Here is a 26,739-nt window from a genome sequence, read left to right as displayed (position 1 = left end):
CTCATCTTACAAGGGAAAAGGCACGAAAAAAGGGCGAATGATCGTCGTGAAGACGCAAGAAAGCCGAATGAGGCATACCGATGCAGGCGTGCGAGGTGCAACTCACGAAGACTGAGGTTACGCCAGGAGAAACAAACAGAGGGGGCAAGTAAGGAAAAGACATCGCTGGGGTGGATGATGGGGATCGAACCCACGACCACCGGAGCCACAATCCGGGGCTCTACCACTGAGCTACATCCACCACGACGACGATTTTTTGCAGCATATTCAAGCATGGGGTGGATGATGGGGATCGAACCCACGACCACCGGAGCCACAATCCGGGGCTCTACCACTGAGCTACATCCACCATAACTTGAAACACACGGGCGTTACCGCGACATCGACACTTTTCGGATTTTCGCTTGGCGCGCCCAGCAGGACTTGAACCTGCAACCTACGGCTTAGAAGGCCGTTGCTCTATCCGGTTGAGCTATGAGCGCTTTATAACGCTGGCCCAGACCCAACCTGGAACCGATCCTCGAGAGGATCCGGATGCTGGTCGGGGTAGAGGGATTTGAACCCCCGACATCCTGCTCCCAAAGCAGGCGCGCTACCAGACTGCGCTATACCCCGTTGCCCCGAGACCGCTTGGGCGTGGCCAATCGAGCCCGTCGATGCGCAGCGTATTCTACGCATCTTCCTTGCCAGGTCAAGCCCTTACGTTTCATATTCCGCCTCATCCCAGCGCAAGATACATTGACTGCGCCTCCCAGCGTGCGAAAATTGCGCTTCTTTCAAAACGCCGCCCCTCACCGGGCCACGCACGCCAAAGGAACGAGTCGATGACCGCTCAGTTGATCGACGGCAAAGCGATTGCCGCCAATGTCCGCGAACAGGTATCTCGTCAGGTCCAGGCACGCCGCCATGATGGCAAGCGCGCTCCCGGGCTCGCGGTCATCCTCGTTGGTGAGGACCCTGCCTCCGAAGTCTACGTTCGCAACAAGCATCGCGCCTGCGACCAAGCCGGCCTGCACTCGGTGCAACACCAGCTTCCCGCCACGACCACGCAGACGCAACTCGAGGCATTGGTCGACTCGCTGAACGCCGATACCGACATCGATGGCATATTGGTGCAGCTCCCCCTGCCCGAGCATCTCGACGAACGCCCGATTCTCGAGCGTATCCGGCCCGATAAGGATGTCGATGGTTTTCATCCATACAACCTCGGCCGCCTCGCGCAACGGCTTCCCGTGCTGCGTCCTTGCACCCCCAAAGGCATCATGACGCTTTTACAAGAGAGCGGCATTCAGGCACGTGGCTTGGATGCCGTCATCGTCGGCGCCTCCAATATCGTCGGGCGCCCCATGGCCATGGAGCTGATGCTGGCGGGTAGTACGACCACTGTCTGTCACCGTTTCACCCGGAATCTCGAATCGCACGTACGCCGTGCCGACTTGCTCATCGTCGCCGTCGGCAAACCCGGACTCGTCAAGGGCGAGTGGGTCAAGGAAGGGGCCGTCGTCATCGACGTGGGTATCAATCGCCAGGCCGATGGCAAGCTCGCGGGTGATGTCGAGTTCACGCCTGCTGCAGAGCGTGCCAGTTTCATCACCCCCGTACCCGGTGGGGTCGGCCCCATGACGGTCGCCTCACTGCTGGAGAACACCCTACATGCCGCCGAACTCCACGACGGCATGCACGCCTGACATACAGACGTTACAATGAATGATGCTACCGAGATCGCGAGAAGGAGTGGATAGATGAGCGATAAAGAAATGAACGTCGAAAGCTTTAACCTCGACCATACAAAGGTCAAAGCACCTTATGTACGTCTGGCTGGCATCAAGACAGGCGAGCAAGGCGATGCGATTCACAAGTACGACCTGCGCATCTGCCAGCCCAACAAGGCACACATGGAAATGCCCGCGCTGCATTCTCTGGAACACCTGATGGCCGAACTGTCGCGCAACCATACCGACAAGATTCTCGACATCAGCCCCATGGGTTGCCAGACCGGCTTCTATGTATCGTTAATCAACCACGATGATTACGACGATGTACTCGATCTGATCGACAAGACTCTCAATGATGTCCTTGTCGCCGAGGACGTGCCGGCCTGCAACGAAATGCAGTGCGGCTGGGCCGCCAGCCACAGCCTGGAAGGCGCTCAAGCCCTAGCCCGCGATCTGCTGGCCAAGCGCAATGAATGGAACCAGGTGTTCGCCTGATCGAGAAAGAGGCCACACCCCCATGCGCAAGATCGCCATCATCGGTGCCATGGCCGAGGAGGTCGAACTCCTCGCCTCGCACCTTGAAAACGGCCAGACCCGCCAGCACGCCGGTTCGACCTTTCACACCGGCTACTTGCACGGTGTCGATGTCGTTATCCTTCAATCGGGTATCGGCAAGGTGAATGCCGCCGTTGGCACCACTCAAATGCTCGAGCTTTATAAACCCGACGTGGTCATTAACACCGGCTCGGCTGGCGGCTTCGGTGCCGATCTCGAAGTCGGGAACGTGGTCATCTCCAGCGAGGTACGCCACCACGACGTCGACGCCGTGGTCTTCGGCTATGAGTACGGCCAGGTGCCGCAGATGCCAGCCGCCTATCTCCCCGACCCTCGCCTGGTGAACGTCGCCCGCGAGTGCATCGAGGGGCTCGGTGAGTTGCGCGTCACGGAAGGCCTCATCTGCACGGGTGATGTCTTCATGGCCGATGAGGCCATGGTGGCAACGGCACGCGAGCGCTTTCCGAGCATGTTGGCCGCCGAGATGGAAGCGGCGGCCATCGCCCAGACGTGCCACCTTTACGACTGTCCGTTCGTCGTCATTCGTGCGCTTTCCGATATTGCCGGCAAGGAGTCCGACCTTTCCTTCAAGGCCTTTATCGATAAAGCTGCCACGCATTCGGCGCTGATGGTCGAAGCCATGGTCAAGCGCCTGGGCACGACATCTTGAGCCAATAACGATACCTGTCGGCAAGAAACAACAAAGCCCGCGACTATAACGTCGCGGGCTTTGTGTATCGGGTTTCCGATTGACGGAAATCAGCCGCCTTCGACCACCCAAGTCGTGCCTTCGCGGCTATCTTTCAACACAATCCCCAGCGCCGCCAATTCATCGCGAATGCCATCGGCGGTGGCGAAATCCTTGGCTTTCTTGGCCTGCGCCCGAGCCTCGATGCGCGACTCGATTTCTTCTTCGGTCATCGGCAGTTGCCCCGCCCCCGCCTGCAGGAAATCAGCCGGCGCTTGCTCGAAGAGGCCCAGCACACCGCCCAGGGAGATGAGCTCGTAAGCCAACGCTGGCGCACGCTCCGGAGCCTCCTGCTTGGCCCGGTTCAGCTCGCGCGCAAGATCGAACAACACCGCCAAGGCCTCAGCGGTATTGAAATCGTCATCCATCGCGGCCACGAAACGCTCGCGATGACGCGCGTCCACATCGCCCTCGACCGGCGTGACGCTCTGCAACGCGTTGTAAAATCGCTCCAGAGAACGGCGCGCCTCGCCCAGCGCGTCGGGGGCATAATTGATGGGACTGCGGTAGTGGCTGGCCAGAAGCAGATAGCGCACCACTTCAGGGGCATGCACCTCCAACACCTCGCGAATCGTGAAGAAGTTGCCCAGAGACTTGGACATCTTCTCGTGATCGACACGCACGGCGCCGGCATGCATCCAGGTGTTGACGTAGGCCTGTCCGGTCGCAGCCTCGCTTTGCGCGATCTCGTTTTCATGGTGAGGAAAGACAAGGTCCGGGCCACCGCCATGAATATCGAAGGTATCGCCCAAGCAGCACGTCGACATCGCCGAGCACTCGATATGCCAACCCGGTCGCCCCGCGCCCCACGGCGACGGCCAACTCTCCTCACCGGGCTTGGCGGCCTTCCACAGCACGAAGTCCAGCGGATCTTCCTTGGCGACCTCGACTTCGATACGCGCGCCCGAGCGCATGTCATCGAGATCGCGATTGCTGAGCTTGCCGTAGCCCTCGAAACGCCGCACGCGATAATAGACGTCACCGTTGGCGGCCGGATACGCATAGCCCTTGTCGATCAAGCGCTGGACCATGGCAACGATATCATCGACATGGGCCGTGGCACGCGGCTCGCGATCCGGACGCAATACGCCAAGGCGTCCTTCGTCTTCATGCATCGCGTCGATCATTCGTTCGGTCAGCGCCGCAATCGGCTCGCCATTCTCCTCGGCCCGCTTGAGGATCTTGTCGTCGATGTCGGTGATATTGCGTACGTAATCGACCTCAAAGCCGCGCCAGCGTAGATAGCGCGTGATCATATCGAACGCCACCATGACGCGAGCATGGCCGATATGGCAGTAGTCGTAGACGGTAATCCCGCAGACATACATGCGCACCCGTCCCGCGTCGAGCGGCGTGAACGTTTCCTTGCGTCGCGTCAGCGTGTTGTAGATCTGCACGGTAATCCCCTCTCAGCCTTTCTTCTGCGCCTTGGCCCAACCATCCTTGAGCCCCACCGTACGATTGAAAACGCGTTTGCCATCACGACATTCATGTCGATCGGCGCAGAAATAGCCTACGCGCTCGAACTGGTAGCGGCTTTCAGGTTCGGCATCGGCCAGACTCGGCTCGGCGTAGCCTTCGACGATACGCAGCGACTCAGGGTTCAAATGCTCGAGAAAATCGCCGTCGCGGTCTCGATCCGGCGCCTCGACCTGGAACAGGTTATCGTACAGACGTACCTCTACCGGCACGGCGTGTGCAGTGCTCACCCAGTGGATGACGCCTTTCACCTTGCGCCCTTCGGGGTTCTTGCCAAGTGTGTCGAGATCGACACTGCAGCGTAGCTCCTGGATCTCGCCGTCGGTGTCTTTAATGACCTCGTCGCAACGAATCACGTAGGCATTGCGCAGACGCACTTCCTTGCCCGGCGCCAAGCGGAAGAACTTCTTGGGTGGCTCTTCCATGAAGTCGTCATGGTCGATCCACACCTCACGCGTCAGCGGCAAGTGACGCACGCCCATATCGTCACGTGCCGGATGGCCAGCCACCTCAAAGGTTTCCTGATGATCCTCGGGGAGGTTGGTCAACACCACCTTGAGCGGCTTGAGTACACACATCGCGCGCGGGGCGTTGTCTTCCAGGTCGGAGCGAATCGCATGGTACAGCATGGCGATGTCTACCATGCCGCCATCGGCCCGCGTCACGCCGATCATCTCGCAGAACTTGCGCACCGAATCCGGCGTGTAGCCGCGCCGACGCATGCCCGAAATCGTCGGCATGCGCGGGTCGTCCCAGCCATCCACGATGCCCTGATCGACCAACAGCTTGAGCTTACGCTTGGAGGTCACCGTGTGCGCAAGATTGAGACGTGCAAATTCGATCTGACGCGGCTTGGCTGGCACCGGGAGGTTCTCAAGAAACCACTCGTAAAGTGGACGGTGATCTTCGAATTCCAGTGTACAGATGGAGTGCGTGACGCCCTCGATCGCATCCGACTGACCATGCGTGAAATCGTAAGACGGGTAAATCTTCCACTTGTCGCCCGTCTGATGGTGGTGGGCGTGTCGAACACGATAAAGGATCGGGTCACGCAGATTGATGTTGGACGCCGCCATGTCGATCTTGGCACGCAACACCTTCTCGCCCTCGGCGAACTCGCCCTTGCGCATGCGCTCGAGCAGATCGAGGTTTTCCTCGGGCGTACGATCGCGATACGGACTCGGCTTTCCGGACTCGGTCAAGGTGCCGCGATATTCACGAATCTCGTCGGGAGACAGATCATCGACATACGCCTTGCCCTCGCGCACCAAGTACTGCGCCCAGGCATACAACTGATCGAAGTAATCCGAGGCATAGCGCACTGCCCCATCCCACTCGAAACCTAACCAAGTGATATCGGCCTTGATGGCGTCGATATAGGCTTGCTCTTCCTTGGCGGGGTTGGTGTCGTCGAAACGCAGATGGCATTGACCGCCAAACTGCTCGGCAAGCCCGAAATTCAGACAGATCGACTTGGCGTGGCCGATGTGCAGGAAACCGTTGGGTTCCGGCGGAAACCGAGTGACGATGGTATCCTGGCGACCGGCCTCGATTTCCTCGCGAACCTGATTGCGGATGAAATTCGGGGCGGAGTGGCTATCTACGCTCATGGGCTGTCTAAAGAACCTCTGTTCGTTCGCGAAGTGACCGGAGGGCACGTCAAAGCACTGGCTGGCGCCTCGACACGGTTTCGCCCGCGGGTGCAAAGCCGCTATTATAGCGCGACGCCAGCGCGCGACGCCAAGTCGCGCTCAGTTCTCTTCGCCAGGATACGCCCATGATCGTTCTGCAAACCAATTACGGCAGCATTCGTCTGCGCCTCGACCATGATAACGCGCCCAAGACCGCGGCCAACTTCGAGCAATACGTGCGCGACGGCCATTACGACGACACCCTGTTCCATCGCGTCATCGATGGCTTCATGGTCCAGGGCGGCGGCTTCGACACCCAATTCGAGCAAAAGCCCACCCGTGCGCCGATCGACAATGAAGCGGATAACGGCCTGAAGAACGTCAAGGGCAGCGTGGCCATGGCGCGCACGCAGGATCCGCATTCCGCCAGCGCACAATTTTTCATCAACGTCGCCGACAACGACTTCCTCAACCATCGCGATAAGTCCATGCAAGGCTGGGGATACTGCGTCTTCGCCGAGGTCGCCGAAGGCATGGATGTCGTCGAGAAGATCAAGAACATCCGCACCACGCGCCGCGGCATGCATGCCGATGTGCCCGCCGAAGACGTCATTCTCGAGCGTGCCTACATCGAGGATTGACGACGCACAGCGTCGCGCCGAATAACGGTGCGACGCTGAGGTACCTGACTCCAGCCACAAGCACGCCCATGAGGACGCCAGCACGATGACCACCCTGCTGATTTCCGATTTGCACCTCCACGCAGGCCAGCCGGACATCGTTCACGGCTTTCTGAATTATCTAGAGACCGAGGCGCGCCACGCCGATACGCTCTATCTGCTCGGCGATATCTTCGAAGCCTGGATTGGTGACGACTACCTCGGTGACTTGGAGCGTCAAGTCATTGATGCGCTCAAGCGCCTCAGCGACGCCGGCACCCAGCTTTATTTCATGCATGGCAATCGAGACTTCCTGGTCGGTAACGCCTTCGCCGATGCCGCCGGCGCCACCCTGCTCGATGACCCGAGTCTCGTGACCCTGGGCAACCAGCGCGTACTACTGATGCACGGCGATAGCCTGTGCACTGGCGATGAGGAGTACATGAAGTTTCGCGCCATGTCGCGCGATCCAGAATGGCAAGCTCAGATTCTCGCGCTGCCCGTCGAGCAACGCCTGGAGCTCGCCAAGAGCCTGCGCCTGCAATCCGCGGACGCCAACACGCAAAAAGCCGATGCGATCATGGACGTGACGCCGGCGGAAGTCGAAGCAGCCATGCGCGCGCATGACGTCACCACGCTGATCCATGGACATACGCACCGCCCGGCGGTACACGACTTCGATCTCGACGGTCAGCCTGCCCGACGCATCGTACTCGGCGACTGGCGGCCCAGCAGTGGCTGGGAAGTGCGAGTCGAGGACGAAGCCACGCCCCAACTACGCGAATTTTCGATCTGACGACGCTGAGCTTGCAATCATGACTGCTCGTGCTGCGGTTCGAAGGCACGATCGAGTTGCAAGCGCCAGCGCACCAGCATCGGAGCGTCGGTCAACGAGACCTGGCCCAGCAATTGGCGGAACCGTTGCCGCATATCGTCATCATGGGGATCGACGAGCATTAACCATACTTCGCAGGCATTGATCTGGTGATGCCGATTCTCCTGCTCGCTCGCCGCGCGATAGGCTTGTTCAGCCAAGCGACGCACGTCCTGAGGCGCATGTCCGAGGGCATGGCGAACGCGCACCATTTGCAGGGTCAGCTCCGGCAGATACAACGAATCGCGTTCACGCGCGACCATCAAGCATTGGTCCAGATAATCCTCAGCCCGGGCATATTCTCCCAGCGCCAAGCAAGCATCGCCGTACCATAGCAAAGGCCGCTGATAGCGATCCTGTCCCGTGGCCTCGGTTACCCGCTCCATGCTCTCTTCGAGCAGCTCCAGGCCCTGCGGGTCGCCACTCATCGCCTTGTGCCAGCCAAGAATGCCTTGCGCCGAGTAATGCCAGAGATGCAGATCCGGCGTCGACGTCACTTCGCGCGCGCGTTCGGCGCGTGTCGCCGCCATGTGCACATGGCCTAACTGGCGATACAACGCCGCGGCGAAAATCAACGACAGCGCCAACGAGCCGGGATGCTTGATCGACTCGGCCAGGCGTATGGCCGCCTCGATCTGTTGCTCGGCACGCAGATAATCGCCGCGTAGGCACAAGGCCCAAGCATGGTAGCAAGCCGCGGCGATCTGCGGATGATCGGAAAATGGCAACCAATCGAGCACCATCGGCTGATGCAACGGATCGATTTCCTCGAGATGCTCGAAAGCATGGCGTACGCGTCCCGCCCAATATTCGCAATGCGCACGCGCGTAATCCGCGAGACGCTGGTAACGCGGATCGACGAGGCCCTCGGCGAATGTCGACAAACGTGCCGCTAATGCAAATGCATCGGCATGCGCATGGCGCTGGCTGCAACCGACCCAGAGCCCCCAGGTCACCAGAAACGGTTGCTCGTCATCCGGTTCGTCGTCTTCGACGCGCCGCGCTTCCAGCGTCCCCAGCATATCCTTGGCGCGCACGAAGCTCTCATGCGCCGTGGGTGAACCGTGCCCTTCGAGTGCAAAGGCAGCCTGGCCGCGCACCGTCAACAGGCTGATATGGCGCTCTTCTTGAGAGGCGAGATCTTGCAGGCACTCCAGGCCAGAGTCGGCCATCTGAAGCGCCGTGCGGTTGGCACTGAGTTTGAGAGCGGCCCGCGCGGCAAGCTCGAAGTAGCGCGCCGCCCGCGCATGGTCGCCGCTACGACGTAAGTGAGACGCAAAATAGCCCGGATGCTGGCCAATCAAGGCCGGAAAGCGTTCCTCGATGAGCGTGACGACCTGGTGATGGAGCCGCTCCCTGACATCGCGAGGACAAGAAAGGTACGCGGCTTCCTGCAACAGTTGATGAACGAACTGGTAGTCGAACGGACTATCGCCATGACAAGGCTCGATGATCTCCAGGCGCTGCATATGATCGAGCACCTGCTTGAGACGTGTGTCGCCGAGCCCGGTGCATTCACGCAAGAAGGTGATCCGGAATTGGCGCCCGAGCACCGCCGCGACATGCGCCACATCACGGTCGGCATCGAGCTGCTCGATGCGGCTGGAAAGAAGCCCCAGCAACCCGCGTGGCAGCTCATCCACTTGGACGCGTCGCCCCTCGCGCCGATCCATGTCGAGCCGCCGACAAATTTCCTGCAAGTAAAGCGGTACTCCGTCGCAACGCTCAATGAGCTGCTCACGCAGACGCGGACTGATATGCAGCCGATAATGCTTGGCCAGCTGCACCAGCAAGCGTGACGACTGCGTGCTGTCCAGACGCCCCAGCACGATGTGCTGGTCCCAGTTGAGCCGCACCGGCAACGCCTCGCGCCCATGATGACTAGCAATCAGCATGAAGGGGACATTGATCGACAGGCGTGCCTGCAATGCCAGCAATACCTTGAGCGAGAGTTCATCCAGCCATTGCAGGTCATCGATGACCAAGGCCAGCGGACGGCTCGCGGTGATACGTTCTATCAGCGAATGGAAGAGTTGCGTGACCGGCTCGAGAATCTCACCGATGTCATCGCCATCGCCATCGCTCAGCGCATGGTAGAGCACCTCACGTCGCGACTCGTCCAGCGTCGGTTCATTGGCCAACCAGGCGGCCAGTGTTGAGCTATCGACATCTCGGTCGAGATACCAGCGCAATAGCGAGCGCACCACCCCATAAGGCGTCTGGGTCGACAACCGGGTCGTCGGCTGCCAACACAAGGCGATCTCCTGGCTTTGTTCCAGCTGTCGGAAGCTTACAAGCAACGCCGACTTGCCCATGCCTAGCGCCCCTTGCACTAGCACGCTCTGGCGCAACCCGATAACCACTCGGGCCAGCGCATCACGCAATTGTCTCAGTGCTGCTTCACGTCCGATCAAGCTCGGGGGCGTGGCATCGCGCCCGCCTTCGTCGACCCCAAGCACCAACGCACGCAGGCGCACTCGCCCATCGGCGGTCAACAAGCGTGTTGTCAGGCGTGGCTGCAGATCCAGCGCGGGGGGCATGTGCTGGCTCGACTCTTGCGAAATCACCAGCTCGCTACCCTGGGCGGCGCTCATGAGCTCGAGTGCCGGCTGCGTCACCTGCCCCAGGGGATCGGCCAAGCGGCGTTCGGGCAGATACAAGCCACGCCCACTGTTGAGCCCCGCCGCCAGTTCGAAACGCGGCGCCGGATCGCCACCCGACCAATGACGCTGAACTTCTTCGGGTAACTGGCGGCGACAATGCTCGTACAATGCCACCAGCTCGGCCAATTGGTGTGTCGGCCCGTGAGTGCCGAAACAGGCTAGCCCCAGGCCTCCAGTAGCGCCAGGCAGCCAGAATCCACCCAGTAGATGACATTGGCGCTCCAGCCAACGCATCAATTCCACCTGCAGAAGCAGACAGGCATGGCCCTGGGCACGCTCCTGCCAGTCGCCCTGCAAGTGCAGGCGAATCGCCATCACCGATAGCTGGCGATAGTCGATTTCGTCTTCGCGCACGGGGGCACTATCCAGTGCCACGGTCCGCGAAAAAGCGCCTTGGGGCGAAGTGGGCGCCGTCGGCTGCGCACCGCCCGACCAGTAGCGCGCCAACTGCAAAAACTCAGCCTCGGGCTGCTGGCCTGACAACGCCAGCAGCTCCAGATAAGCGTTGAACTGCTCATGCGCAGCGGCTATTTGCCCTTTCTCGGCTAGCTGGCGCACCAGGCGTTCATGAAAGGGACCATACCCCGAGAAACGGCTCACCAACTGACGCAATATCTCCTCGGGGACATCATCGATCCCGTCCAGCGCATGCTCGATATAGGCGATCATGCGTTGACGCCATTCGCCACGCATCTTGACCAGCCAGCGCTGGAAGTCACTGCACTGCGGCAAGTGCAGTTCTTCGACCATGTCGCCGCGATACAAGGTGAGCAACTCGTCGATGGCCCCGATCTCGGGCGGCGCTTTCAGCAGCGTCTCGAGGCGACGCACATCCATCACCCAATGCGATCCCAGACGCAACTCGATGCTTTGGCGTGAGACCGTCAAGGCCAACTCAGCCTCATCGCCGAGACGTTGCCGCAGGGAATGCAAAGCATGGCGCAAATTGGTTCGCCCCGACGACAGGCCTTGATCGGGCCACAGCATTTCAGCCAGTCCGGCACGATTGGTCGCTTGCTCGTTGAGCAACAGGTAGACCAACAACGCCTTGACCTTGTCATAGCTGAACTGGGTGAGCGTGGTCCCCCCCAGCGTCATCGAAAAATGCCCGAAAAGCGTCAACCGAGGCGGTACCGGGGTGTCCTGAGTCATCGTCGTCATACCCTGATTGGGCTGGCACCGCCGGCGAGCGCGATCACGCTGCCGACGGCACACCACTGTGGAAACGAAAGCAGGTATCCGGTGATTCGATCAGTTCGCGCTCACGCTCGGCGAAAAACGCGATACGCGGCGCGATATCCTGCGTGGCGTACTGCTGCGCCAGCGCCAGATAATCTTCGTAATGGCGTCCTTCCGACTTAACCAGAGCGCGATAGAACTTGGCAAGCTCATCATCCAGAAAAGGGATTAGAGACGCAAAACGTTCACAGGAGCGCGCTTCGATGAAGGCGCCGACGATCAGGGTATCGACCAGCCGTTGCGGATCATCCTTGCCGACATGCTGCCGCAATCCCGCTGCATAGCGCGAGGCGCTAAGTTGGCGGTAGCGCACGCCACGCGCGCGCATCAAAGTGACCACCTGCTCGAAATGCAAGAGCTCCTCGCGGGCTAGCTGCGACATTTTGGTCAGCAACTCAGTATGCTCGACATAGCGATACATCAAGTTCATCGCCGTGGATGCCGCTTTTTTCTCGCATTGAGCGTGATCGATGAGCAATAGCGAGGGATGCGCCAGCGCTGCCTGAATCCAAGCATCCGGAGTCGCGCACGGCAAGAAGTTCAACAGTTCCTGGGGCAGCAAGGCGCTTACGTCAGTGGACATGGCTTTCTTCTATCAGGTGAAGGGGATTTAACGTTAAACGGTGTGCTCGGTCGGCGCTGTGGTCAGGCGGTGGAGCGCTTCCTGCGTCAACGCTTCCTGAAGCGCCGCGTATAAGGCATCGGGCGTGTATAGAGCGACGCTTGCATGGCGTCGCAATCCATAGCGACTCAAATCCTGCATGCGCGTGCGTCCCACACGCAGCAGTTCCACGGCGCGTGATAACGATGGCTGGTCGCTGCGAAAGCGGATTCGATGACGTATCAATTGCGCCTCGAGACATGCTGGATCATCGACATGTAGCAAGCGTGACGCAACACGTACACGCAGCGCATCCAGTGCCTGCATTCGCGCTGCCCGGGCCTCAGCGTCGAGCGTGAACCAGTCGCGAATTTCGTCCTCTGTACGTTGGCAACCGCGGCATACGCGATCACCGACAGTCGTCGAGCACAATCCCACGCATGGTGACTGGATACGCTTTGCCTTGCTCTCGTTGCCGGTCATCTCCACTCCCCTTTGCCCGAGCACTCATGATATCGCGAGCGCGCCGCTACAGCGACCGCCGTGCATGAGCATGCCTTCGACCTTTCTCTCAACGCCCGGCACAGAAGGCCTTCTTAACATTGTCGACAGTTTCGAGTAGAATCTCGCTGCCTACTTAGACCGGTGACAACCTGCCCCAGGTCGTGTCCGCCGTGCGCGTGCGTATATAGAAGTGATTAGCGCCACGCGCATCGCCCCCGCCCTGGTTTCGATGACTGACGAGGGTCCCAACGTGCTTGAAGCCTACCGCCAACATGCCGAGGAGCGCGCGCGCGAAGGCGTGCCATCCCAGCCGCTCAACGCCGAGCAAACCGCTGAACTGGTCGAGTTGCTCAAGGCGCCGCCCGCCGGCGAGGAAGAAACGCTTCTCGAGCTTCTCACCAACCGCGTTCCCCCCGGCGTGGACGAAGCCGCTTACGTCAAGGCCGGCTTTCTGACCGCCATCGCCAAAGGCGAGGCGACGTCACCGCTCATCGACAAGACCCATGCGGTCAAGCTGCTCGGTACCATGCAAGGCGGTTACAACATCGCCACCCTGGTCGAACTCCTCGACGATGACGCCCTTGCCCAGGAAGCCGGCGAACAGCTCAAGCACACCCTGTTGATGTTTGATGCGTTCCACGATGTCGCCGAACGTGCCAAAAACGGCAATGCCGTCGCGCAAGCCGTGCTCGAATCCTGGGCCGAGGCCGAATGGTTTCTAGCCAAGCCGGCCCCCGCCGAGAAAGTCACGCTGAGCGTGTTCAAGGTACCTGGCGAAACCAACACCGATGACCTTTCCCCCGCGCCGGACGCTTGGTCGCGCCCCGATATTCCGCTGCATGCCAACGCCATGCTCAAGAACCCGCGCGACGGCATCGTGCCGGAAGCACCGGGCAGCAAGGGACCCATCGCACAGATCGACGAGGTCAAGGCGAAAGGTTTCCCGGTCGCCTATGTCGGTGATGTCGTGGGCACCGGCTCGTCGCGTAAGTCGGCCACCAACTCCGTATTGTGGTTCTTCGGCGACGACATCCCCAACGTGCCCAACAAGCGCGCTGGCGGCTTCGTCTTCGGCGGCAAGATAGCACCGATCTTCTTCAACACCATGGAGGATGCAGGCGCCCTGCCGATCGAGATGGATGTCTCCAAACTCGAGATGGGCGATGTCATCGATGTCTATCCTTATGAAGGCAAAGTGACGCGACACGGCAGCGACGAAGTCGTCTCCACTTTCGAACTCAAGACTCAGGTCATCCTCGATGAGGTGCGTGCTGGCGGCCGCATTCCGCTGATCGTGGGCCGTGGCCTGACCGAGAAAGCACGCAACGAACTCGGCTTACCCGGCTCCAAGGTCTTTCGCAAGCCCGAACAACCCATCGATACCGGCAAGGGCTTCACCTTGGCGCAGAAGATGGTCGGCAAGGCCTGCGGCATGGGCGGCGTACGCCCCGGCATGTACTGCGAACCCAAGATGACGACCGTCGGCTCGCAGGACACCACCGGCCCGATGACCCGCGACGAGCTCAAGGACCTGGCCTGCCTCGGCTTCCAAGCCGATCTGGTGATGCAGTCCTTCTGTCATACGGCGGCTTATCCGAAGCCGGTCGATGTCGAGACCCATCACACCCTGCCTGATTTCATCATGAACCGTGGCGGCGTTTCGCTACGTCCGGGTGACGGCATCATCCACTCGTGGCTCAACCGCATGCTGTTGCCGGATACCGTCGGTACCGGCGGCGATTCCCATACCCGTTTTCCGATGGGGATCTCTTTCCCGGCGGGCTCAGGGTTGGTCGCCTTCGCCGCCGCCACCGGCGTCATGCCGCTAGACATGCCGGAATCCGTTTTGGTGCGCTTTAAAGGCGAACGCCAGCCCGGTATCACGCTGCGCGATCTGGTGCATGCGATTCCCTATTACGCCATCAAAGACGGCCTCTTGACCGTCGAGAAGTCGAACAAGCAGAACTTCTTCTCGGGCCGTATTCTGGAAATCGAAGGCCTCGAGGACCTCACCGCCGAACAGGCGTTCGAGCTTTCCGATGCCTCCGCCGAACGCAGTGCCGCTGGCTGCACGATCACCTTGGGCGAAGAGCGGGTTTCCGAGTATCTGACCTCCAACATCACGCTGCTCAAGTGGATGATCGATAACGGCTACGGTGATGCTCGCACGCTCGAACGTCGCATCCAGGCAATGCAGGAATGGCTGGCCGACCCCAGCCTGATGCGCGCCGATGCCGACGCCGAGTATGCAGCAGTGATCGAGATCGATATGAGCGAACTCGACCAGCCCGTGCTGTGCGCGCCCAATGACCCGGACGACGCGCGCCTGCTCTCCGAGGTCGCCGGCGAGCAGATCGACGAAGTCTTCATTGGCTCGTGCATGACCAACATCGGCCACTTCCGCGCCGCCGGTAAACTGCTCGAAAAACAGCCCCCCGGCAGCCTGAAGACCCGTCTGTGGCTTGCACCGCCGACCAAGATGGATCAACATCAGTTGACGGAAGAGGGCTATTACGGCATTTACGGGCGCGCCGGCGCACGCATGGAAATGCCGGGCTGCTCGTTGTGCATGGGCAACCAGGCACGCGTGGCGCCCAAGTCCACCGTGGTCTCGACCTCCACGCGCAACTTCCCCAACCGCCTGGGCGATGGCGCGAATGTCTATCTTGCCTCCGCAGAGCTTGCCGCCATCGCGGCCGTCGAGGGACGTTTGCCGAGCGTCGAGGAATACAAAGGTTACATGAGTGAGTTCAATGCCATGGCGGGTGAAATCTACCGCTACATGAACTTCCATGAAATCGAAGAGTTCCAGAACGCGGCCGCGAACGTGATTCCGGTCGCCGAGGAAGCCTGACCACTCGTCTCCAATGCTCGCCTATTGAGGAAGAGTGCAGGTCACCGAAACGCCCCGCCAATGCGGGGCGTTTTTTATAGTGTCGCCATCTACCAACGCCCGAATACGTTTTTTAACACTGTTCGACTTGTCAGTAGGCAGGACAGACGCTTAGATATGAAACGCTCGTTCGCGCTCCCATTCCATACGAGTATGGGATGAGACGGCAGGATGCCATGACATTCCGTCCACCCGGTGCTGCGCCTCGAGGCCGGCACGCCAGGGTACGTCGTGATGAGAAAATCAAGGAGAACCCATGAAACTCAAGGCTTTGATCACCGCTTCCGTGGCCACGTCGAGTCTTCTCGTCCTCGCCCCCAACGCCATGGCCGCCCCTAACCCTGAAGGCTTGTACTTCGGCGTCGGGACCGGCTTCAGCTCGCTGGAAAACGATGACGATGACGTTGACGATTTCATCGAGTCAGGCAGTGAGGACTTCGATGTCGACGATGACGACAACAGCTTCAAAGGCTTCGTCGGCTACAACTTCAACCGCTACTTCGCCACTGAGGCGTTCTATGCAGACCTCGGACGTGTCGAGCTCAAGGGCAACGACACGGCCAATACCGACCTCGAGTCAGAAGCCTACGGCGTCAGCCTCGTCGGCAAGCTGCCCATCACGAATTGGTTCGAACTTTTCGCCAAGGCGGGCATGGCGAAGTGGGAAACCGACATCGACGGTAATCTCGGTGGCGCCAGCACCGATCTGAAGGATAACGATGGCGTGGACCCGGTCTACGGCGCCGGCGCGCAATTCAACTTCACCCCCTTCCTAGTGCGTGCTGAATACGAACGCTACGATTTCGACAGCGACTACCAGGTGGACTCCTTCTCCGCATCCGTGGGCTGGCAGTTCTAAACAACACCTCATCGTGCACCGCTATAAAAGACGCCGGGCCTCGCCCGGCGTCTTCCTGTCATTTTGCTAGTTCTTCTTCCCCCAAGGCCGCACTGGCGCAACGTATCAGGCATGGCATGATGACATCTGTTTCAGCGAATGCCGCACAGGCGAGGAGACAGCATGCCCACTATCATTACTCCCGATATTTGTGACGCCTATCCCGACGTCAAGGTGATCGAGCCATCGTTGGTCAATGTCGGCGGACACGACGCCTTCTACGGGCCAGTACGCACGGTCAAGTGCTTCGAGGACAACTCGCGCGTCAAGGAAGCAGTCAACGAACCCGGCGATGGTGCCATCCTGGTCGTTGATGGCGGTGGCTCCTGGCGTTGCGCTCTGCTGGGCGACATGCTGGCCGCCAAAGCCGCCGACAATGGCTGGGCCGGCATCATCGTCCATGGATGCGTACGCGATGTCGATATTCTCAACGAGACACCACTCGGCATCCAAGCGCTTGGCACGCATCCGCGCAAGAGCGAGAAACGTGGCGAGGGCCAGCGCGATATTCCCATCACTTTCGGCGGCGTGACGATCGCACCAGGGCAGTGGCTTTACGCCGACAACAACGGAATCGTGATTGCGCATGAGCCGTTAACGCTAGACGACTGATAGCACTGCTATTTGCCAGCGGCGAGCGACGATGCGAGGCTTGCAATATCCTGATAGGAAACGAAGGAGTTGCCATGCTCGCCACCCGCACGTTGCTGGGTGACATTGCGACCCAATTGCGCGCTCAGGGACGAGCGTTACTGGTTTTTCATCTATTTTTCACTGTCCTTGCCACGGCCGTCTTGGTGCCGTTGACAACCTGGACCCTGACCAGCCTGCTGCATGCCTTCCATCGTCAGGCACTCAGTAATGCCCAAATCGTCGACATGGCACTTTCTCCCTTGGGTCTCGCCTGGGGGCTCGTGGCGCTGGGACTGAGTTTCCTGCTGATCTTCCTGCAGCAAAGCGGCATGATGCGGCTGGTCGCCGCACCCGGCCCGGGACGCTACCGGGCAACGATGAACACACTGTGGCAAATCGGTCGCCGCTTTCCGGATATCGCCGGGCTCACATTCCTGCAGGTCGGCGCCCACTTATTACTCGCCGTCCCGTTTGCGCTGCTGATCGCCTATTGTTATGACGCCTTGCTCGGCGATGCCGAGCTCTACGTCGTGATGCGCATGAAGCCCCCAGACTTATGGTATTTCGCCATGCTCGGCGGCGGCCTGGCACTCCTCGCTCTCTGGCTGCAAGCACTGCTTTACGCGCGTTGGTTCTTGGCACTACCCGCCTTAGTACTCGACCGTCTTTCCCCACTCCAGGCGCTGACACGCAGCCGTGCGCTAACACGAGGGCGACATGCGCGCATCACGGCCCTGGCACTGACATTCGCCCTAGGTGTCGCCGCGCTGCCGGTCCTGTTCAGCATCCTATTCAATAGCCTGGCATCACCGCTGATCAGCCACCTACCGGATCGCATCTCACTGCTGATTCCCGTCATGCTGGTCTACGTGGCGGCCTATACGCTGTCGATCATCGCCGTGACGTTTCTGGGTGTCGCGGCCAATAGCCTGCTCGTGGCCAATCTCTATCGACGCTTGGGAGGCGGCGTACTCGGTGTCGCGGACGCACCGGCTCCCCGACAGTCGGGATGGTGGGCCTGGGCCGCCGAGGCCGCCTTGCTGGTCTTCGCGCTGCTCCAAGCGGGATGGGTGCTGAGCGACTTCCAACTACGCGACGACGTCACCGTCACCGCCCATCGCGGCAGTTCGTTGGCGGCACCGGAGAATACCCTAGCGGCGATGCGCCAAGCCATTCAGGAAGGCGCCGACTATCTGGAGCTGGACGTCAGGCTGTTGCGCGACGGCAATGTCGTCCTCTCTCACGACCGCACGTTAGAACGCCTCACCGGTCAGGCACTGAATATCAACGACCTGACGCTAGAAGAAACGCGCGATATCGATATCGGCAGTTGGTTCGGTGATGACTTTTCCGATGAACGCTTGGCAACGCTCGATCAGGTGATTGGCCTCGCACATGGCAAGTCGCGCCTGTACGTCGAGCTCAAGCCCACCCCCGGCAACGAGCAAGCACTCATCGAGGCAGTGGTCGAACGTTTGCGGCATTACGGCATCGCCGACAGCGCAGTCATCGCGTCGTTATCGCCGACGGTGATTCGCGACGTCGAAGACTATGCCCCTGATATCGATACCACGCTGTTCGTTCAATTCCTGCTGCCCGGCGCTCTGACCTCGACCCCAGCCGACATCATCGGCCTGCGTCACACCCGCGCCGATGCCGGCACCGTCAGCATGGTGCATGACAGTGGCCGCGAGCTGCACGTCTGGACCGTCAACAGCGCCCGTGACATGTCACGCTACATCGATATGGGCGTCGACAACATCATCACCGACCGCCCCGCGACGTTGATCGATTTGCTCACCGAACGCGCTAGCCTCAGCGATGGCGAACTGCTGCTGCTCAAACTACGCAACTGGCTGCATCAGTAATGCACCGTCCGGAAACGAAAAAGGCGTGCCCATCATTGGGCACGCCTGATACCGCATGGAGATGTATCGCGCCGATGAAGGAACACGTCAGCCGACTTTTTCCCCGGCCAGCATGAACCAAGTTTCAAGTACTGCGTCAGGATTCAATGATACGGAATCGATTCCCTGCTCCATCAGCCATTTAGCAAGCTCGGGGTGATCCGACGGCCCCTGCCCACAGATGCCGACATACTTGCCCTGTTCCCGGCACGCCTGGATGGCCATGGACAACAGTTTTTTGACCGCCGGATTACGCTCGTCGAAGAGATGCGCCACGATGCCTGAATCGCGGTCGAGCCCCAGCGTCAACTGTGTCAGGTCATTGGAGCCGATGGAGAAGCCATCGAAATGTTCCAGAAACTCATCAGCCAAGAGCGCATTGGCGGGCAACTCGCACATCATGATGACCTTCAGGCCGCGGCCTTCGGGAGACGCCGCCTCGCCCCGCTTGAGCCCGTTGGCAGCCATCAGCGACACGACTTCGCGCCCTTCGTCGGGCGTACGTACGAACGGCACCATGATCTCGACGTTATCGAATCCCATGACATCCCGGACGCGTTTCAGGGCGCGGCACTCCAGCTCGAAGCATGGGCGGAACGTCTCCGAGATATAACGCGAAGCGCCACGGAAGCCGAGCATCGGATTCTCTTCGCCGGGCTCGTAGAGCTTTCCGCCGATGAGGTTCTCGTATTCGTTGGATTTGAAATCGGAGAGCCGCACGATGACGCGCTTGGGATAGAACGCCGCCGCCAGCGTGGAAATGCCCTCCACCAACCGATCGACATAGAAGCTCACCGGATCGTCATACCCAGCGGTACGTAGGTCGATGGTCTGCTGTAGGTCAGCGGGTAGCGTGGCGTAATCGATCAATGCCTTGGGATGCACGCCGATCATGCGATTGATGATGAATTCCAGGCGTGCCAGCCCGACACCCGCATTGGGCAAGCTAGAAAAGCCAAAGGCACGATCAGGATTGCCAACGTTCATCATGATATGGAAAGGCAGCGCCGGCATGTTGTCGACCGTCGTCGTCTTACAATCGTAATCGAGTAGCCCGTCGTAGACATGACCGGTGTCACCCTCGGCGCAGGACACGGTCACCTCGCGGCCATCGGCAAGCGCCTGGGTTGCGTCGCCACAACCCACCACGGCGGGAATGCCCAATTCGCGCGCAATAATGGCCGCATGGCACGTACGCCCGCCGCGATTGGTGACGATCGCAGAGGCGCGCTTCATGATCGGCTCCCAGTCGGGGTCGGTCATGTCCGTCACCAGCACATCGCCGTCGTACACCTTATCCATCTGCTCGGGACTGGCCACGATCTTGACCGCACCCTGGCCGATGCGCTGGCCGATGGCGCGGCCATCCACCAGTACGCGGCTTTTTTCCTTGAGCTGAAAACGCTCGAGCTTGCCGCCTTCCACGTTGGAAACTACGGTTTCGGGACGTGCCTGAACGATGTACAGCTTGCCATCGTCGCCATCGCGCGCCCATTCGATGTCCATCGGACGTCCGTAGTGCTCCTCGATGGTCACCGCTTGCCGGGCCAACGCCATGACCTCGTCATCGTCGAGACAAAAACGTTGACGGTCGGCATGCGGCACATCCACGGTCTGCACCGAACGGCCAGCGGCGCTTTCTTCGCCGTAGACCATCTTGATCAGCTTGGAGCCCAGTGTCCGACGCAGCACGGCCGGACGCCCTGCCGCCAGCGTCGGTTTGTGGACGTAGAACTCATCGGGATTGACCGCCCCCTGCACGACCGTCTCGCCCAGCCCCCAGGAGCCCGTCACGAACACGGCATCGCGATAACCGGATTCGGTATCGAGCGTGAACATCACACCGCTGGCCGCCGTTTCGGAGCGCACCATCTTCTGCACGCCGGCGGAAAGCGCCACGTTCTCGTGCGGATAACCGCGATGCACACGGTAGGCAATGGCACGGTCGTTGAACAGTGACGCGAAGACCTCGTGAACCGCGCGCTTGACGTTGTCGAAGCCCTCGATATTGAGGAAGGTTTCCTGCTGCCCCGCAAACGACGCGTCGGGTAGATCCTCAGCCGTCGCGGAAGAGCGTATCGCCGCCTTGAGATGCGGATGCTTGTCCTGCAGCTGGCCATACGCCTCGGCCAAGACCCGTTCGAAAGCCGGCGGCAGTGGTGTGTCGATGACCCACTGACGGATTTGCGCCCCCGTCTTGGCCAGGGCCGTGACATCGTCGACATCCAGACGGGCCAACGCGTCGTTGATGCGCTCGTTGAGTCCCTCATGCGCGAGGAATTCGCGATATGCGACGGCGGTGGTGGCAAAGCCGCCGGGCACGGTGACACCGGCATCCGCCAGGTTGGAGATCATTTCACCGAGTGACGCGTTCTTGCCGCCCACCCGCTCAACATCATTCATGCCAAGCTGATCGAACCAAACGATATACTCTTCCAAGAGAACCCCCTCGAGTCAGGACGGTCGCGATGACGACGTCGTCACAGCCAGTGCCGCGCGGGGCGCGGCGAATGCTCGTACCCTACCAAGGGGCCTGGCTATTCACCATTGGTCTAATAGCGAAGGGGTTGGAGTATTTTTACAACAACGCGGCATTTTCGAACATTCTTGTAGTCGCCGTGCCGAGCGCGACGAACGCCTATTTGCGCTTGTTAGAAAGGAGCCAGAGAATAGACACATCATTTTCGCCACGTTCGGACATTCGCCATGCCCCGCACCGCTTACTTCATATCCGATGGTACCGGCATCACCGCGGAAACACTGGGCCGCAGCCTGCTTGCTCAATTCGAGGACGTCGAGCTCAACCTGGTGGTCAAACCCTATATCGACACGCTGGAAAAAGCCCACACTCTGGCGGCCATCATCGCCCAGACCGCCGATCGTGACGGCGCTCGCCCTATCGTGATCGACACCATCGTCGATCAGGCAATCCGCGCCATCATTGCCGATGCGCCGGGCTTCAAGATAGACATCTTTTCGACATTCCTGGCCCCGCTCGAAGAAGAGCTTGCGACCCACTCCACGTATACGGTGGGACGCACCCATGCCATTGGCCGCGACGACATTTATATGCATCGCATCGATGCCGTGCACTTCGCGCTCGACAATGACGATGGCGCACGCACGCACCAATACGATCAGGCCGATGTCATCCTGGTCGGCGTCTCACGTTGCGGCAAGACACCCACCTCGCTTTATCTGGCGCTGCAATTCGGCATTCAAGCCGCCAACTACCCCCTTACCGAGGATGATTTGGATGAAGACGGCACGCTGAGCATGCCTAAGGCGTTGGCGCCTTATCGCCACAAGCTATTCGCCTTGACCATCGACCCACGCCGACTCGCGGCGATTCGCAGCGAGCGTCGCCCCAATAGTCGGTACTGTTCAATGGATCAATGCATGCAGGAATTGCAGCAGGCCGAGGCACTGTTTCGCCGCTACCATATCCCCTATATCGACACTACACGTTTCTCCATCGAGGAGATTTCCACGCGCATGATCGCCGAGACCAGCCTGACGCGACGCTTCAGTCCGCGCTGATGCTCGACTCACCAGCTCGGACAGCTCAAAGATCGGCCAGCGGATGCGTTTCAGCATCCCAAAGCGGCATGAAAAAGCCATCAATGTAGCTCGCTGGTACGTTGGCGACATCCGTATACGCCCATTGCGGCGTCCGATCCTTGTCGATCAGCAGCGCGCGAATGCCTTCAGCCAATTCCGTATGTCGACAACATTGCACCGAGAGCATCAACTCATCGCGAAACGTCTCCGCCAAGCTACCATGCCGGTGCCGACACAGCATGCGCCACACCAAGTGCGCCGTGGCCGGACAACCTGCCGCCAAACGCGCGCGGTTGGCGGCCAGCCAGGCATCCTCGCGGGGGTCATCGAGAATGCGGCGTACTACTTGCGTGATATCCGCCGCATCGCTCAAGACCTGAAGATGATCCAGACGCGGCATGACCTCGGCCTCAGGTGCCAATGCACGGTTCTCGAAACCACGCAAGACCTCCCTCACCGCCTGCTGCGGGTGGCGATAATCGGCATTTTCCAAGGCCTTGAGCACGTCCTGGCGCGCCTCACTGGCGATGACGCGATCCGCCAATCCCAGTTCAAGGGCATCGCGTGCATTGAGCTGGGCACCGGTCACGCCCAGATAAAGCCCCACGCCACGAGGCATGCGCTGGAAAAACCAGCTGGCTCCAACATCAGGATATAGACCAATGCTTATTTCCGGCATTGCCAGGCGGCTGGTGTCGGTCACGATACGGTGATCGGCGGCAACCAATAGCCCCAGACCGCCCCCCATGGCGACGCCGTCGCCCCAGACGACAAGGGGCTTGGGGTAGTGATGAAGGAAATGATCGAGACGATACTCGGCCCCGAAGTAAGCCCGAGCGGCCTCTCCCTCGTCCCCTGGCGACGTCGTCATGGCACGATACAAGGCGACCACATCGCCGCCCGCACAAAAGGCCTTGTCGCCCATGCCTTGCAGCCACACCGCATGCACCGACACGTCTTCCGCCCAGGCGTCGAGCTTGGCATGCAGCGCGGTGATCATCGCCAGTGACAAGGCATTGAGGCTGCCGGGCGCATTCAACGTGGCGATGCCGAGGCACCCGCCGTCACGTGTGGGCCGCTCCTCGAAGAGTATCTCGGATTCCGTCATCACTACCCCTCACCTTCTACTGCGAAAAGACGATGCGAGCTAGCTCATGCATACGGCTTCATTGTGGCAGAGCGTACGCTCACATACCGCGCGGAGCGAAAATCCCCGGCGCATTGCGCCAGTAGCCCTTATAGTCCATACCGAAACCGAACACATAGCGGTCGACGACCTCAAGGCTGCAATAATCCGCCTGAAGCCCCGGCACTGCCTTACGATCGTGACGCTTGTCGACCAGTACCGCTGTCGAAATACTCGCCGCACCCGCCTGACGGCAATAGTCCAGAATCGCCGCCAGCGTCGTGCCCTCGTCGAGAATGTCGTCAACGATCACTACATGGCGACCGGCCATGGGAATCTCGGGCGAGACGCGCCAGAATAGCTCGCCCCCGCGCATCCCACCGCGATAGCGTGTCGCATGGAGATAATCCACTTCCAGCGGGAAGCCGAGCCGCGTCAGCAGATGCCCCGTGGTGATCAGTCCGCCGTTCATCACGCAGTAAAAGACCGGCAATGTGTCACCCAGATCGTGAGTGATCTCATCAGCCATACGGTCGAGGGCGCGCTCGACTTCCTGCTGAGAAATGAGGCAATCGGCATGCGCCATGACATCGCGCATGGTCGCCAGGGATTCCTGGCACACGGGAGTAGATTGATTAGGCATCGGATTCCTGATCGTGATCCTGGGAAGCATCGTTCACTTCGCCTCGACCAGCGTTTCGCGAACGCTGGCGAGACGACGTATAGGGGGCCTCGCGGTCAGGCGCCGCCCGCGAGTGGGTATTGTCGGATGCCTCATGCTGGACATCGTCATCGGTGTTTTCGCTGCCGGCATCACTGTCATTGTCGGCATCATCCTGGACGTTATCACGGTTCGTCTCGTCGGTGAGCGCGACCGGCCCGGCAATATGTAGTTCGGAGGCGGGCAACGCCAGACGCGCCTCATGCTCGCGCACGATATCGTAGACACGCAGCAAAATGTCCTGCTTCATCGTCTGGAATTCGGCCCAGTCAGTCGTCTTGGCAAACGCATATACGATCAGCTCTAGTGCATGTTCGCCATAGCTCTGAAAGTACACCAGGATTTGCTCATTGGCATCTACGTCATCATGCGCATCGAGCATCGAGCGAATCGCCTTGACGATCCCCGTTACGCGTTCGATATCGGTATAACGTAGCCGGATGGTCTCGAAAAGGCGCCGATTCCACATCCGCGAAGGGTTCTCGAGCACCAGGTTACTGAAGGCGGAGTTAGGGATATAGATCGGACGCGACGCGAAGGTGCGGATACGCGTCAAGCGCCAGCCGATATCTTCCACGACCCCTTCTATATCGCGATCTGGAGATTTGATCCAATCGCCAACACGAAACGGCTTGTCCAGATGAATCATTAAACCGCCCAAGAAATTGGCCAGCATATCTTTGGCAGCGAAGCCGATTATCAGCCCGCCGGCCCCACCGAAGGCGGCCACCCCCGAGGGCGAGACCCCCAGGCTCGAAAGAATCAACAGCCCGATAATGACGACGACTATCGCCCCCAGTATCTTGGACACGGCCGACGCCGTATCGGCATCCATGGACTTGGCGCGATGCCCGCCCGGGGGAAAAACTAAGCGTTTCTCGAGAAGCTTTACGGCCCTGAGCCCCGCCCAGGCCAACAAGAGCAACGTAATGACGGCGCGCGCCTGGGCCAGATGCCCCTCCGCCCACTCGATGTCCCAATGATAACGAACGACGGTCAGGCAGAGCGTAGCCCCCATCAGCCAGATCCAGAGGCGCAGCGGTCGCCGCAGTGCCTTGATCAGGATGTCCGCCCAGCGGTTGCTGGTTTTCTCCAGCAACGGCCCCACACGCCAGATGACAACCCAGCTCACCAGATCGACGATCAGCGTCAGGGCGACGACTAGGCCAATCGCCGCCACCCAAAGCGGCATGCCCAGGGTGGTTTGAACCCAATCCATCACGGGAGAGAAAAAATCGAACACGAGGATCCTTCCTTCTAGCTAGTACAGGTAGCGACGTCGATAGCCAGTGGCAAGGTCAGTTCGTAGGCGTTTCCGAGAGTGCCTCGAAACGTGCATGGGCGCGACGCCACCGCGCCAGCGCGGGTAGTGTTTCAAGCTCAGGGCGGGCCCGACCGTAACGCAACTTGCCCAGGCGCTTGGAAGAATGGCCCGCCGCCGCGTCGATGATCTCGAGCGCCGCCGGGCGATCGTTACACACCAGTACCATGTCACATCCCGCTGCCCAGGCGGCCACGGCACGTGCCGTGGGCGGCCCAGCCACGTGTGCACCGGCCATGCTTAGGTCATCGGAAAACACCACGCCCTTGAACGCCAACTCCTCGCGCAACATGCCAAGCCAGGAAGGGGAAAAGCCCGCCGGGCGCGAATCGAACGCGGTATACACCACATGCGCCGGCATCACCGCATCCAACTTGCCGGAGAGCCTCTTGAAAGGAACCAGATCATGCTCGCGCAACGCCGATAATGAACGTGTGTCCTCGGGCAAAGCATGATGCGAGTCGAGGCTGACACCGCCATGGCCTGGGAAGTGCTTACCCACAGCGATCATGCCGGCCTCGTGCAACCCATCGATAAAAGCCTCGCCGAGCACCGTGACGACCTCGGGGTCGGCGGAAAAGCTCCGATCGCCGATGGCCGGCGAACGCTGGTCATCAACGTCGAGCACTGGGGCAAAGGTAATATCGAACCCGCAGGCCGCCATTTCCATGCCCAACAGCCAGCCGGCTTCATGGACCAGGGTGCGAGTCGCGTCAGGGGCCTCGGCATACCCGGCAGCCAGCGTCGCCATGGACGGCAGCCGCGTGACGCCGTTCTGCAGGCGTTGGACACGCCCGCCTTCTTGGTCGATCGCCAGCAGCACGTCAGGTCGCACGTCGCGAATCGCTCGGGTCAAGGCGCGCACTTGCTCGGCATCGTGCGTATTGCGCTTGAACAGGATCACCCCACCGATCTCGGAGCGAGCCAGAAGATGACGTTCGTCGTCGCTGAGTTGAGTACCTTCGATGTCCAGCATGACCGGGCCGAGAGGTTGGGTCATCGTCGCGCTCC

20 protein-coding genes and 4 tRNA genes are annotated in these 26,739 nt (G+C 60.2%); 10 read left to right on the top strand and 14 right to left on the bottom strand.

The features are described 5' to 3' along the window. Positions 1-166 precede the first annotated feature (166 nt). The 4 genes from KZO83_RS14555 to KZO83_RS14540 all read right to left on the bottom strand — a co-directional run bounded on the left by KZO83_RS14555 (position 167) and on the right by KZO83_RS14540 (position 615). Positions 167-241 (bottom strand) — tRNA-His (locus KZO83_RS14555). A 33-nt stretch (positions 242-274) separates the two neighbouring features. Continuing rightward, positions 275-349, bottom strand: a tRNA-His gene (locus tag KZO83_RS14550). 56 nt (positions 350-405) lie between these two features. After that, a tRNA-Arg gene (locus KZO83_RS14545) sits at positions 406-482 on the bottom strand. Between the two features lie 56 nt (positions 483-538). Then, positions 539-615: transfer RNA gene (locus KZO83_RS14540), tRNA-Pro, on the bottom strand. Between the two features lie 209 nt (positions 616-824). Here KZO83_RS14540 and folD point away from each other — a divergent pair. The 3 genes from folD to mtnN are packed head-to-tail and all read left to right on the top strand — an operon-like array spanning position 825 to position 2,940. Beyond that, on the top strand, positions 825-1,688 hold the full coding sequence (gene folD, locus KZO83_RS14535; RefSeq protein ID WP_247621288.1) for a bifunctional methylenetetrahydrofolate dehydrogenase/methenyltetrahydrofolate cyclohydrolase FolD: 864 nt from the start codon (positions 825-827) through the stop codon (positions 1,686-1,688). Positions 1,689-1,742: 54 nt separating this feature from the next. Then, complete coding sequence (locus KZO83_RS14530; protein ID WP_040241507.1) at positions 1,743-2,210, top strand: S-ribosylhomocysteine lyase; 468 nt, start codon at positions 1,743-1,745, stop codon at positions 2,208-2,210. Positions 2,211-2,232: 22 nt separating this feature from the next. Next, positions 2,233-2,940 carry a 5'-methylthioadenosine/S-adenosylhomocysteine nucleosidase gene (mtnN, locus tag KZO83_RS14525; RefSeq protein ID WP_247621287.1) on the top strand — a complete coding sequence of 236 codons (708 nt, stop codon included), beginning with the start codon at positions 2,233-2,235 and terminating at the stop codon, positions 2,938-2,940. An 89-nt stretch (positions 2,941-3,029) separates the two neighbouring features. On the opposite strand, the gene cysS is transcribed toward mtnN, so the two are convergent. Together cysS and KZO83_RS14515 are read right to left on the bottom strand one after the other, a co-directional pair. Beyond that, a complete protein-coding gene (gene cysS, locus KZO83_RS14520) occupies positions 3,030-4,415 on the bottom strand; it encodes a cysteine--tRNA ligase (RefSeq protein ID WP_246894489.1) in 1,386 nt (461 codons plus the stop codon). A 12-nt stretch (positions 4,416-4,427) separates the two neighbouring features. After that, a complete protein-coding gene (locus tag KZO83_RS14515; protein ID WP_247621286.1) occupies positions 4,428-6,107 on the bottom strand; it encodes a glutamine--tRNA ligase/YqeY domain fusion protein in 1,680 nt (559 codons plus the stop codon). Positions 6,108-6,274: 167 nt separating this feature from the next. On the opposite strand from KZO83_RS14515, the gene KZO83_RS14510 reads away from it, so the two are divergent. Next, on the top strand, positions 6,275-6,769 hold the full coding sequence (locus tag KZO83_RS14510; RefSeq protein WP_178997395.1) for a peptidylprolyl isomerase: 495 nt from the start codon (positions 6,275-6,277) through the stop codon (positions 6,767-6,769). Positions 6,770-6,854: 85 nt separating this feature from the next. Continuing rightward, positions 6,855-7,583: a UDP-2,3-diacylglucosamine diphosphatase gene (locus KZO83_RS14505; protein ID WP_247621285.1), complete on the top strand. Its 729-nt coding sequence runs from the start codon at positions 6,855-6,857 to the stop codon at positions 7,581-7,583. Between the two features lie 17 nt (positions 7,584-7,600). Here the strand turns inward: KZO83_RS14505 and KZO83_RS14500 are convergent, their stop codons facing one another. Genes KZO83_RS14500 through KZO83_RS14490 form a run of 3 tightly spaced genes read right to left on the bottom strand, consistent with a single transcriptional unit; the run spans position 7,601 to position 12,647 of the window. Further along, positions 7,601-11,476 (bottom strand): ATP-binding protein, encoded by a 3,876-nt coding sequence (locus KZO83_RS14500; RefSeq protein ID WP_247621284.1) that lies wholly within the window; start codon positions 11,474-11,476, stop codon positions 7,601-7,603. Between the two features lie 43 nt (positions 11,477-11,519). After that, entirely contained in the window at positions 11,520-12,146 is a 627-nt protein-coding gene (locus KZO83_RS14495; protein ID WP_040241525.1) for a MiaE family protein, read from the bottom strand. 33 nt (positions 12,147-12,179) lie between these two features. Further along, positions 12,180-12,647 (bottom strand): DUF1289 domain-containing protein, encoded by a 468-nt coding sequence (locus tag KZO83_RS14490; protein ID WP_247621283.1) that lies wholly within the window; start codon positions 12,645-12,647, stop codon positions 12,180-12,182. A 271-nt stretch (positions 12,648-12,918) separates the two neighbouring features. Here KZO83_RS14490 and acnB point away from each other — a divergent pair, with 271 nt between their 5' ends. The 4 genes from acnB to KZO83_RS14470 all read left to right on the top strand — a co-directional run bounded on the left by acnB (position 12,919) and on the right by KZO83_RS14470 (position 18,960). Then, positions 12,919-15,522, top strand: a complete 2,604-nt coding sequence (acnB, locus tag KZO83_RS14485; protein ID WP_247621282.1) for a bifunctional aconitate hydratase 2/2-methylisocitrate dehydratase — start codon at positions 12,919-12,921, stop codon at positions 15,520-15,522. A gap of 295 nt (positions 15,523-15,817) precedes the next feature. Further along, positions 15,818-16,420 carry a porin family protein gene (locus tag KZO83_RS14480; RefSeq protein ID WP_247621281.1) on the top strand — a complete coding sequence of 201 codons (603 nt, stop codon included), beginning with the start codon at positions 15,818-15,820 and terminating at the stop codon, positions 16,418-16,420. A 162-nt stretch (positions 16,421-16,582) separates the two neighbouring features. Then, entirely contained in the window at positions 16,583-17,071 is a 489-nt protein-coding gene (gene rraA, locus KZO83_RS14475) for a ribonuclease E activity regulator RraA (RefSeq protein WP_247621280.1), read from the top strand. A 74-nt stretch (positions 17,072-17,145) separates the two neighbouring features. Beyond that, positions 17,146-18,960 (top strand): glycerophosphodiester phosphodiesterase, encoded by a 1,815-nt coding sequence (locus tag KZO83_RS14470; RefSeq protein WP_247621279.1) that lies wholly within the window; start codon positions 17,146-17,148, stop codon positions 18,958-18,960. A gap of 87 nt (positions 18,961-19,047) precedes the next feature. On the opposite strand, the gene ppsA is transcribed toward KZO83_RS14470, so the two are convergent. Beyond that, positions 19,048-21,438 carry a phosphoenolpyruvate synthase gene (ppsA, locus tag KZO83_RS14465; protein WP_247621278.1) on the bottom strand — a complete coding sequence of 797 codons (2,391 nt, stop codon included), beginning with the start codon at positions 21,436-21,438 and terminating at the stop codon, positions 19,048-19,050. Positions 21,439-21,705: 267 nt separating this feature from the next. Between ppsA and ppsR the strand changes: the two genes are divergently transcribed. After that, positions 21,706-22,539: a posphoenolpyruvate synthetase regulatory kinase/phosphorylase PpsR gene (ppsR, locus tag KZO83_RS14460; RefSeq protein ID WP_178997379.1), complete on the top strand. Its 834-nt coding sequence runs from the start codon at positions 21,706-21,708 to the stop codon at positions 22,537-22,539. A 25-nt stretch (positions 22,540-22,564) separates the two neighbouring features. On the opposite strand, the gene KZO83_RS14455 is transcribed toward ppsR, so the two are convergent. From KZO83_RS14455 to nagZ, 4 genes are all read right to left on the bottom strand, one after another. Next, positions 22,565-23,668, bottom strand: coding sequence for an enoyl-CoA hydratase/isomerase family protein (locus KZO83_RS14455; RefSeq protein WP_075370253.1), 1,104 nt, complete (start codon positions 23,666-23,668; stop codon positions 22,565-22,567). A 79-nt stretch (positions 23,669-23,747) separates the two neighbouring features. After that, positions 23,748-24,329, bottom strand: a complete 582-nt coding sequence (locus tag KZO83_RS14450) for a hypoxanthine-guanine phosphoribosyltransferase (RefSeq protein ID WP_075370254.1) — start codon at positions 24,327-24,329, stop codon at positions 23,748-23,750. Continuing rightward, positions 24,322-25,650: a mechanosensitive ion channel family protein gene (locus KZO83_RS14445; RefSeq protein ID WP_247621277.1), complete on the bottom strand. Its 1,329-nt coding sequence runs from the start codon at positions 25,648-25,650 to the stop codon at positions 24,322-24,324. The genes KZO83_RS14450 and KZO83_RS14445 overlap by 8 nt, the downstream gene beginning before the upstream one ends. 55 nt (positions 25,651-25,705) lie before the next feature. Next, positions 25,706-26,728, bottom strand: coding sequence for a beta-N-acetylhexosaminidase (gene nagZ / locus KZO83_RS14440; RefSeq protein WP_247621276.1), 1,023 nt, complete (start codon positions 26,726-26,728; stop codon positions 25,706-25,708). Between the last annotated feature and the right edge of the window lie 11 nt (positions 26,729-26,739).

The sequence above is a fragment of the Chromohalobacter moromii genome (assembly GCF_023091865.1).
Lineage (GTDB): Bacteria > Pseudomonadota > Gammaproteobacteria > Pseudomonadales > Halomonadaceae > Chromohalobacter > Chromohalobacter moromii.
Note: the sequence above shows the minus strand (reverse complement) of the source record. Positions and strands in the feature narration are given on the sequence as shown.

What these genes read in the sequence shown, in the direction of transcription:
- mtnN (WP_247621287.1), top strand. Translation starts at nt 2,233, where the DNA reads ATGCGCAAGATCGCCATCATCGGTGCCATGGCCGAGGAGGTCGAACTC.
- KZO83_RS14455 (WP_075370253.1), bottom strand. Translation starts at nt 23,668, where the DNA reads ATGACGGAATCCGAGATACTCTTCGAGGAGCGGCCCACACGTGACGGC.
- KZO83_RS14480 (WP_247621281.1), top strand. Translation starts at nt 15,818, where the DNA reads ATGAAACTCAAGGCTTTGATCACCGCTTCCGTGGCCACGTCGAGTCTT.
- nagZ (WP_247621276.1), bottom strand. Translation starts at nt 26,728, where the DNA reads ATGACCCAACCTCTCGGCCCGGTCATGCTGGACATCGAAGGTACTCAA.
- KZO83_RS14470 (WP_247621279.1), top strand. Translation starts at nt 17,146, where the DNA reads ATGCTCGCCACCCGCACGTTGCTGGGTGACATTGCGACCCAATTGCGC.
- ppsR (WP_178997379.1), top strand. Translation starts at nt 21,706, where the DNA reads ATGCCCCGCACCGCTTACTTCATATCCGATGGTACCGGCATCACCGCG.
- KZO83_RS14530 (WP_040241507.1), top strand. Translation starts at nt 1,743, where the DNA reads ATGAGCGATAAAGAAATGAACGTCGAAAGCTTTAACCTCGACCATACA.
- rraA (WP_247621280.1), top strand. Translation starts at nt 16,583, where the DNA reads ATGCCCACTATCATTACTCCCGATATTTGTGACGCCTATCCCGACGTC.
- KZO83_RS14500 (WP_247621284.1), bottom strand. Translation starts at nt 11,476, where the DNA reads ATGACTCAGGACACCCCGGTACCGCCTCGGTTGACGCTTTTCGGGCAT.
- KZO83_RS14490 (WP_247621283.1), bottom strand. Translation starts at nt 12,647, where the DNA reads ATGACCGGCAACGAGAGCAAGGCAAAGCGTATCCAGTCACCATGCGTG.
- KZO83_RS14450 (WP_075370254.1), bottom strand. Translation starts at nt 24,329, where the DNA reads ATGCCTAATCAATCTACTCCCGTGTGCCAGGAATCCCTGGCGACCATG.
- KZO83_RS14505 (WP_247621285.1), top strand. Translation starts at nt 6,855, where the DNA reads ATGACCACCCTGCTGATTTCCGATTTGCACCTCCACGCAGGCCAGCCG.
- KZO83_RS14515 (WP_247621286.1), bottom strand. Translation starts at nt 6,107, where the DNA reads ATGAGCGTAGATAGCCACTCCGCCCCGAATTTCATCCGCAATCAGGTT.
- KZO83_RS14495 (WP_040241525.1), bottom strand. Translation starts at nt 12,146, where the DNA reads ATGTCCACTGACGTAAGCGCCTTGCTGCCCCAGGAACTGTTGAACTTC.
- KZO83_RS14510 (WP_178997395.1), top strand. Translation starts at nt 6,275, where the DNA reads ATGATCGTTCTGCAAACCAATTACGGCAGCATTCGTCTGCGCCTCGAC.
- folD (WP_247621288.1), top strand. Translation starts at nt 825, where the DNA reads ATGACCGCTCAGTTGATCGACGGCAAAGCGATTGCCGCCAATGTCCGC.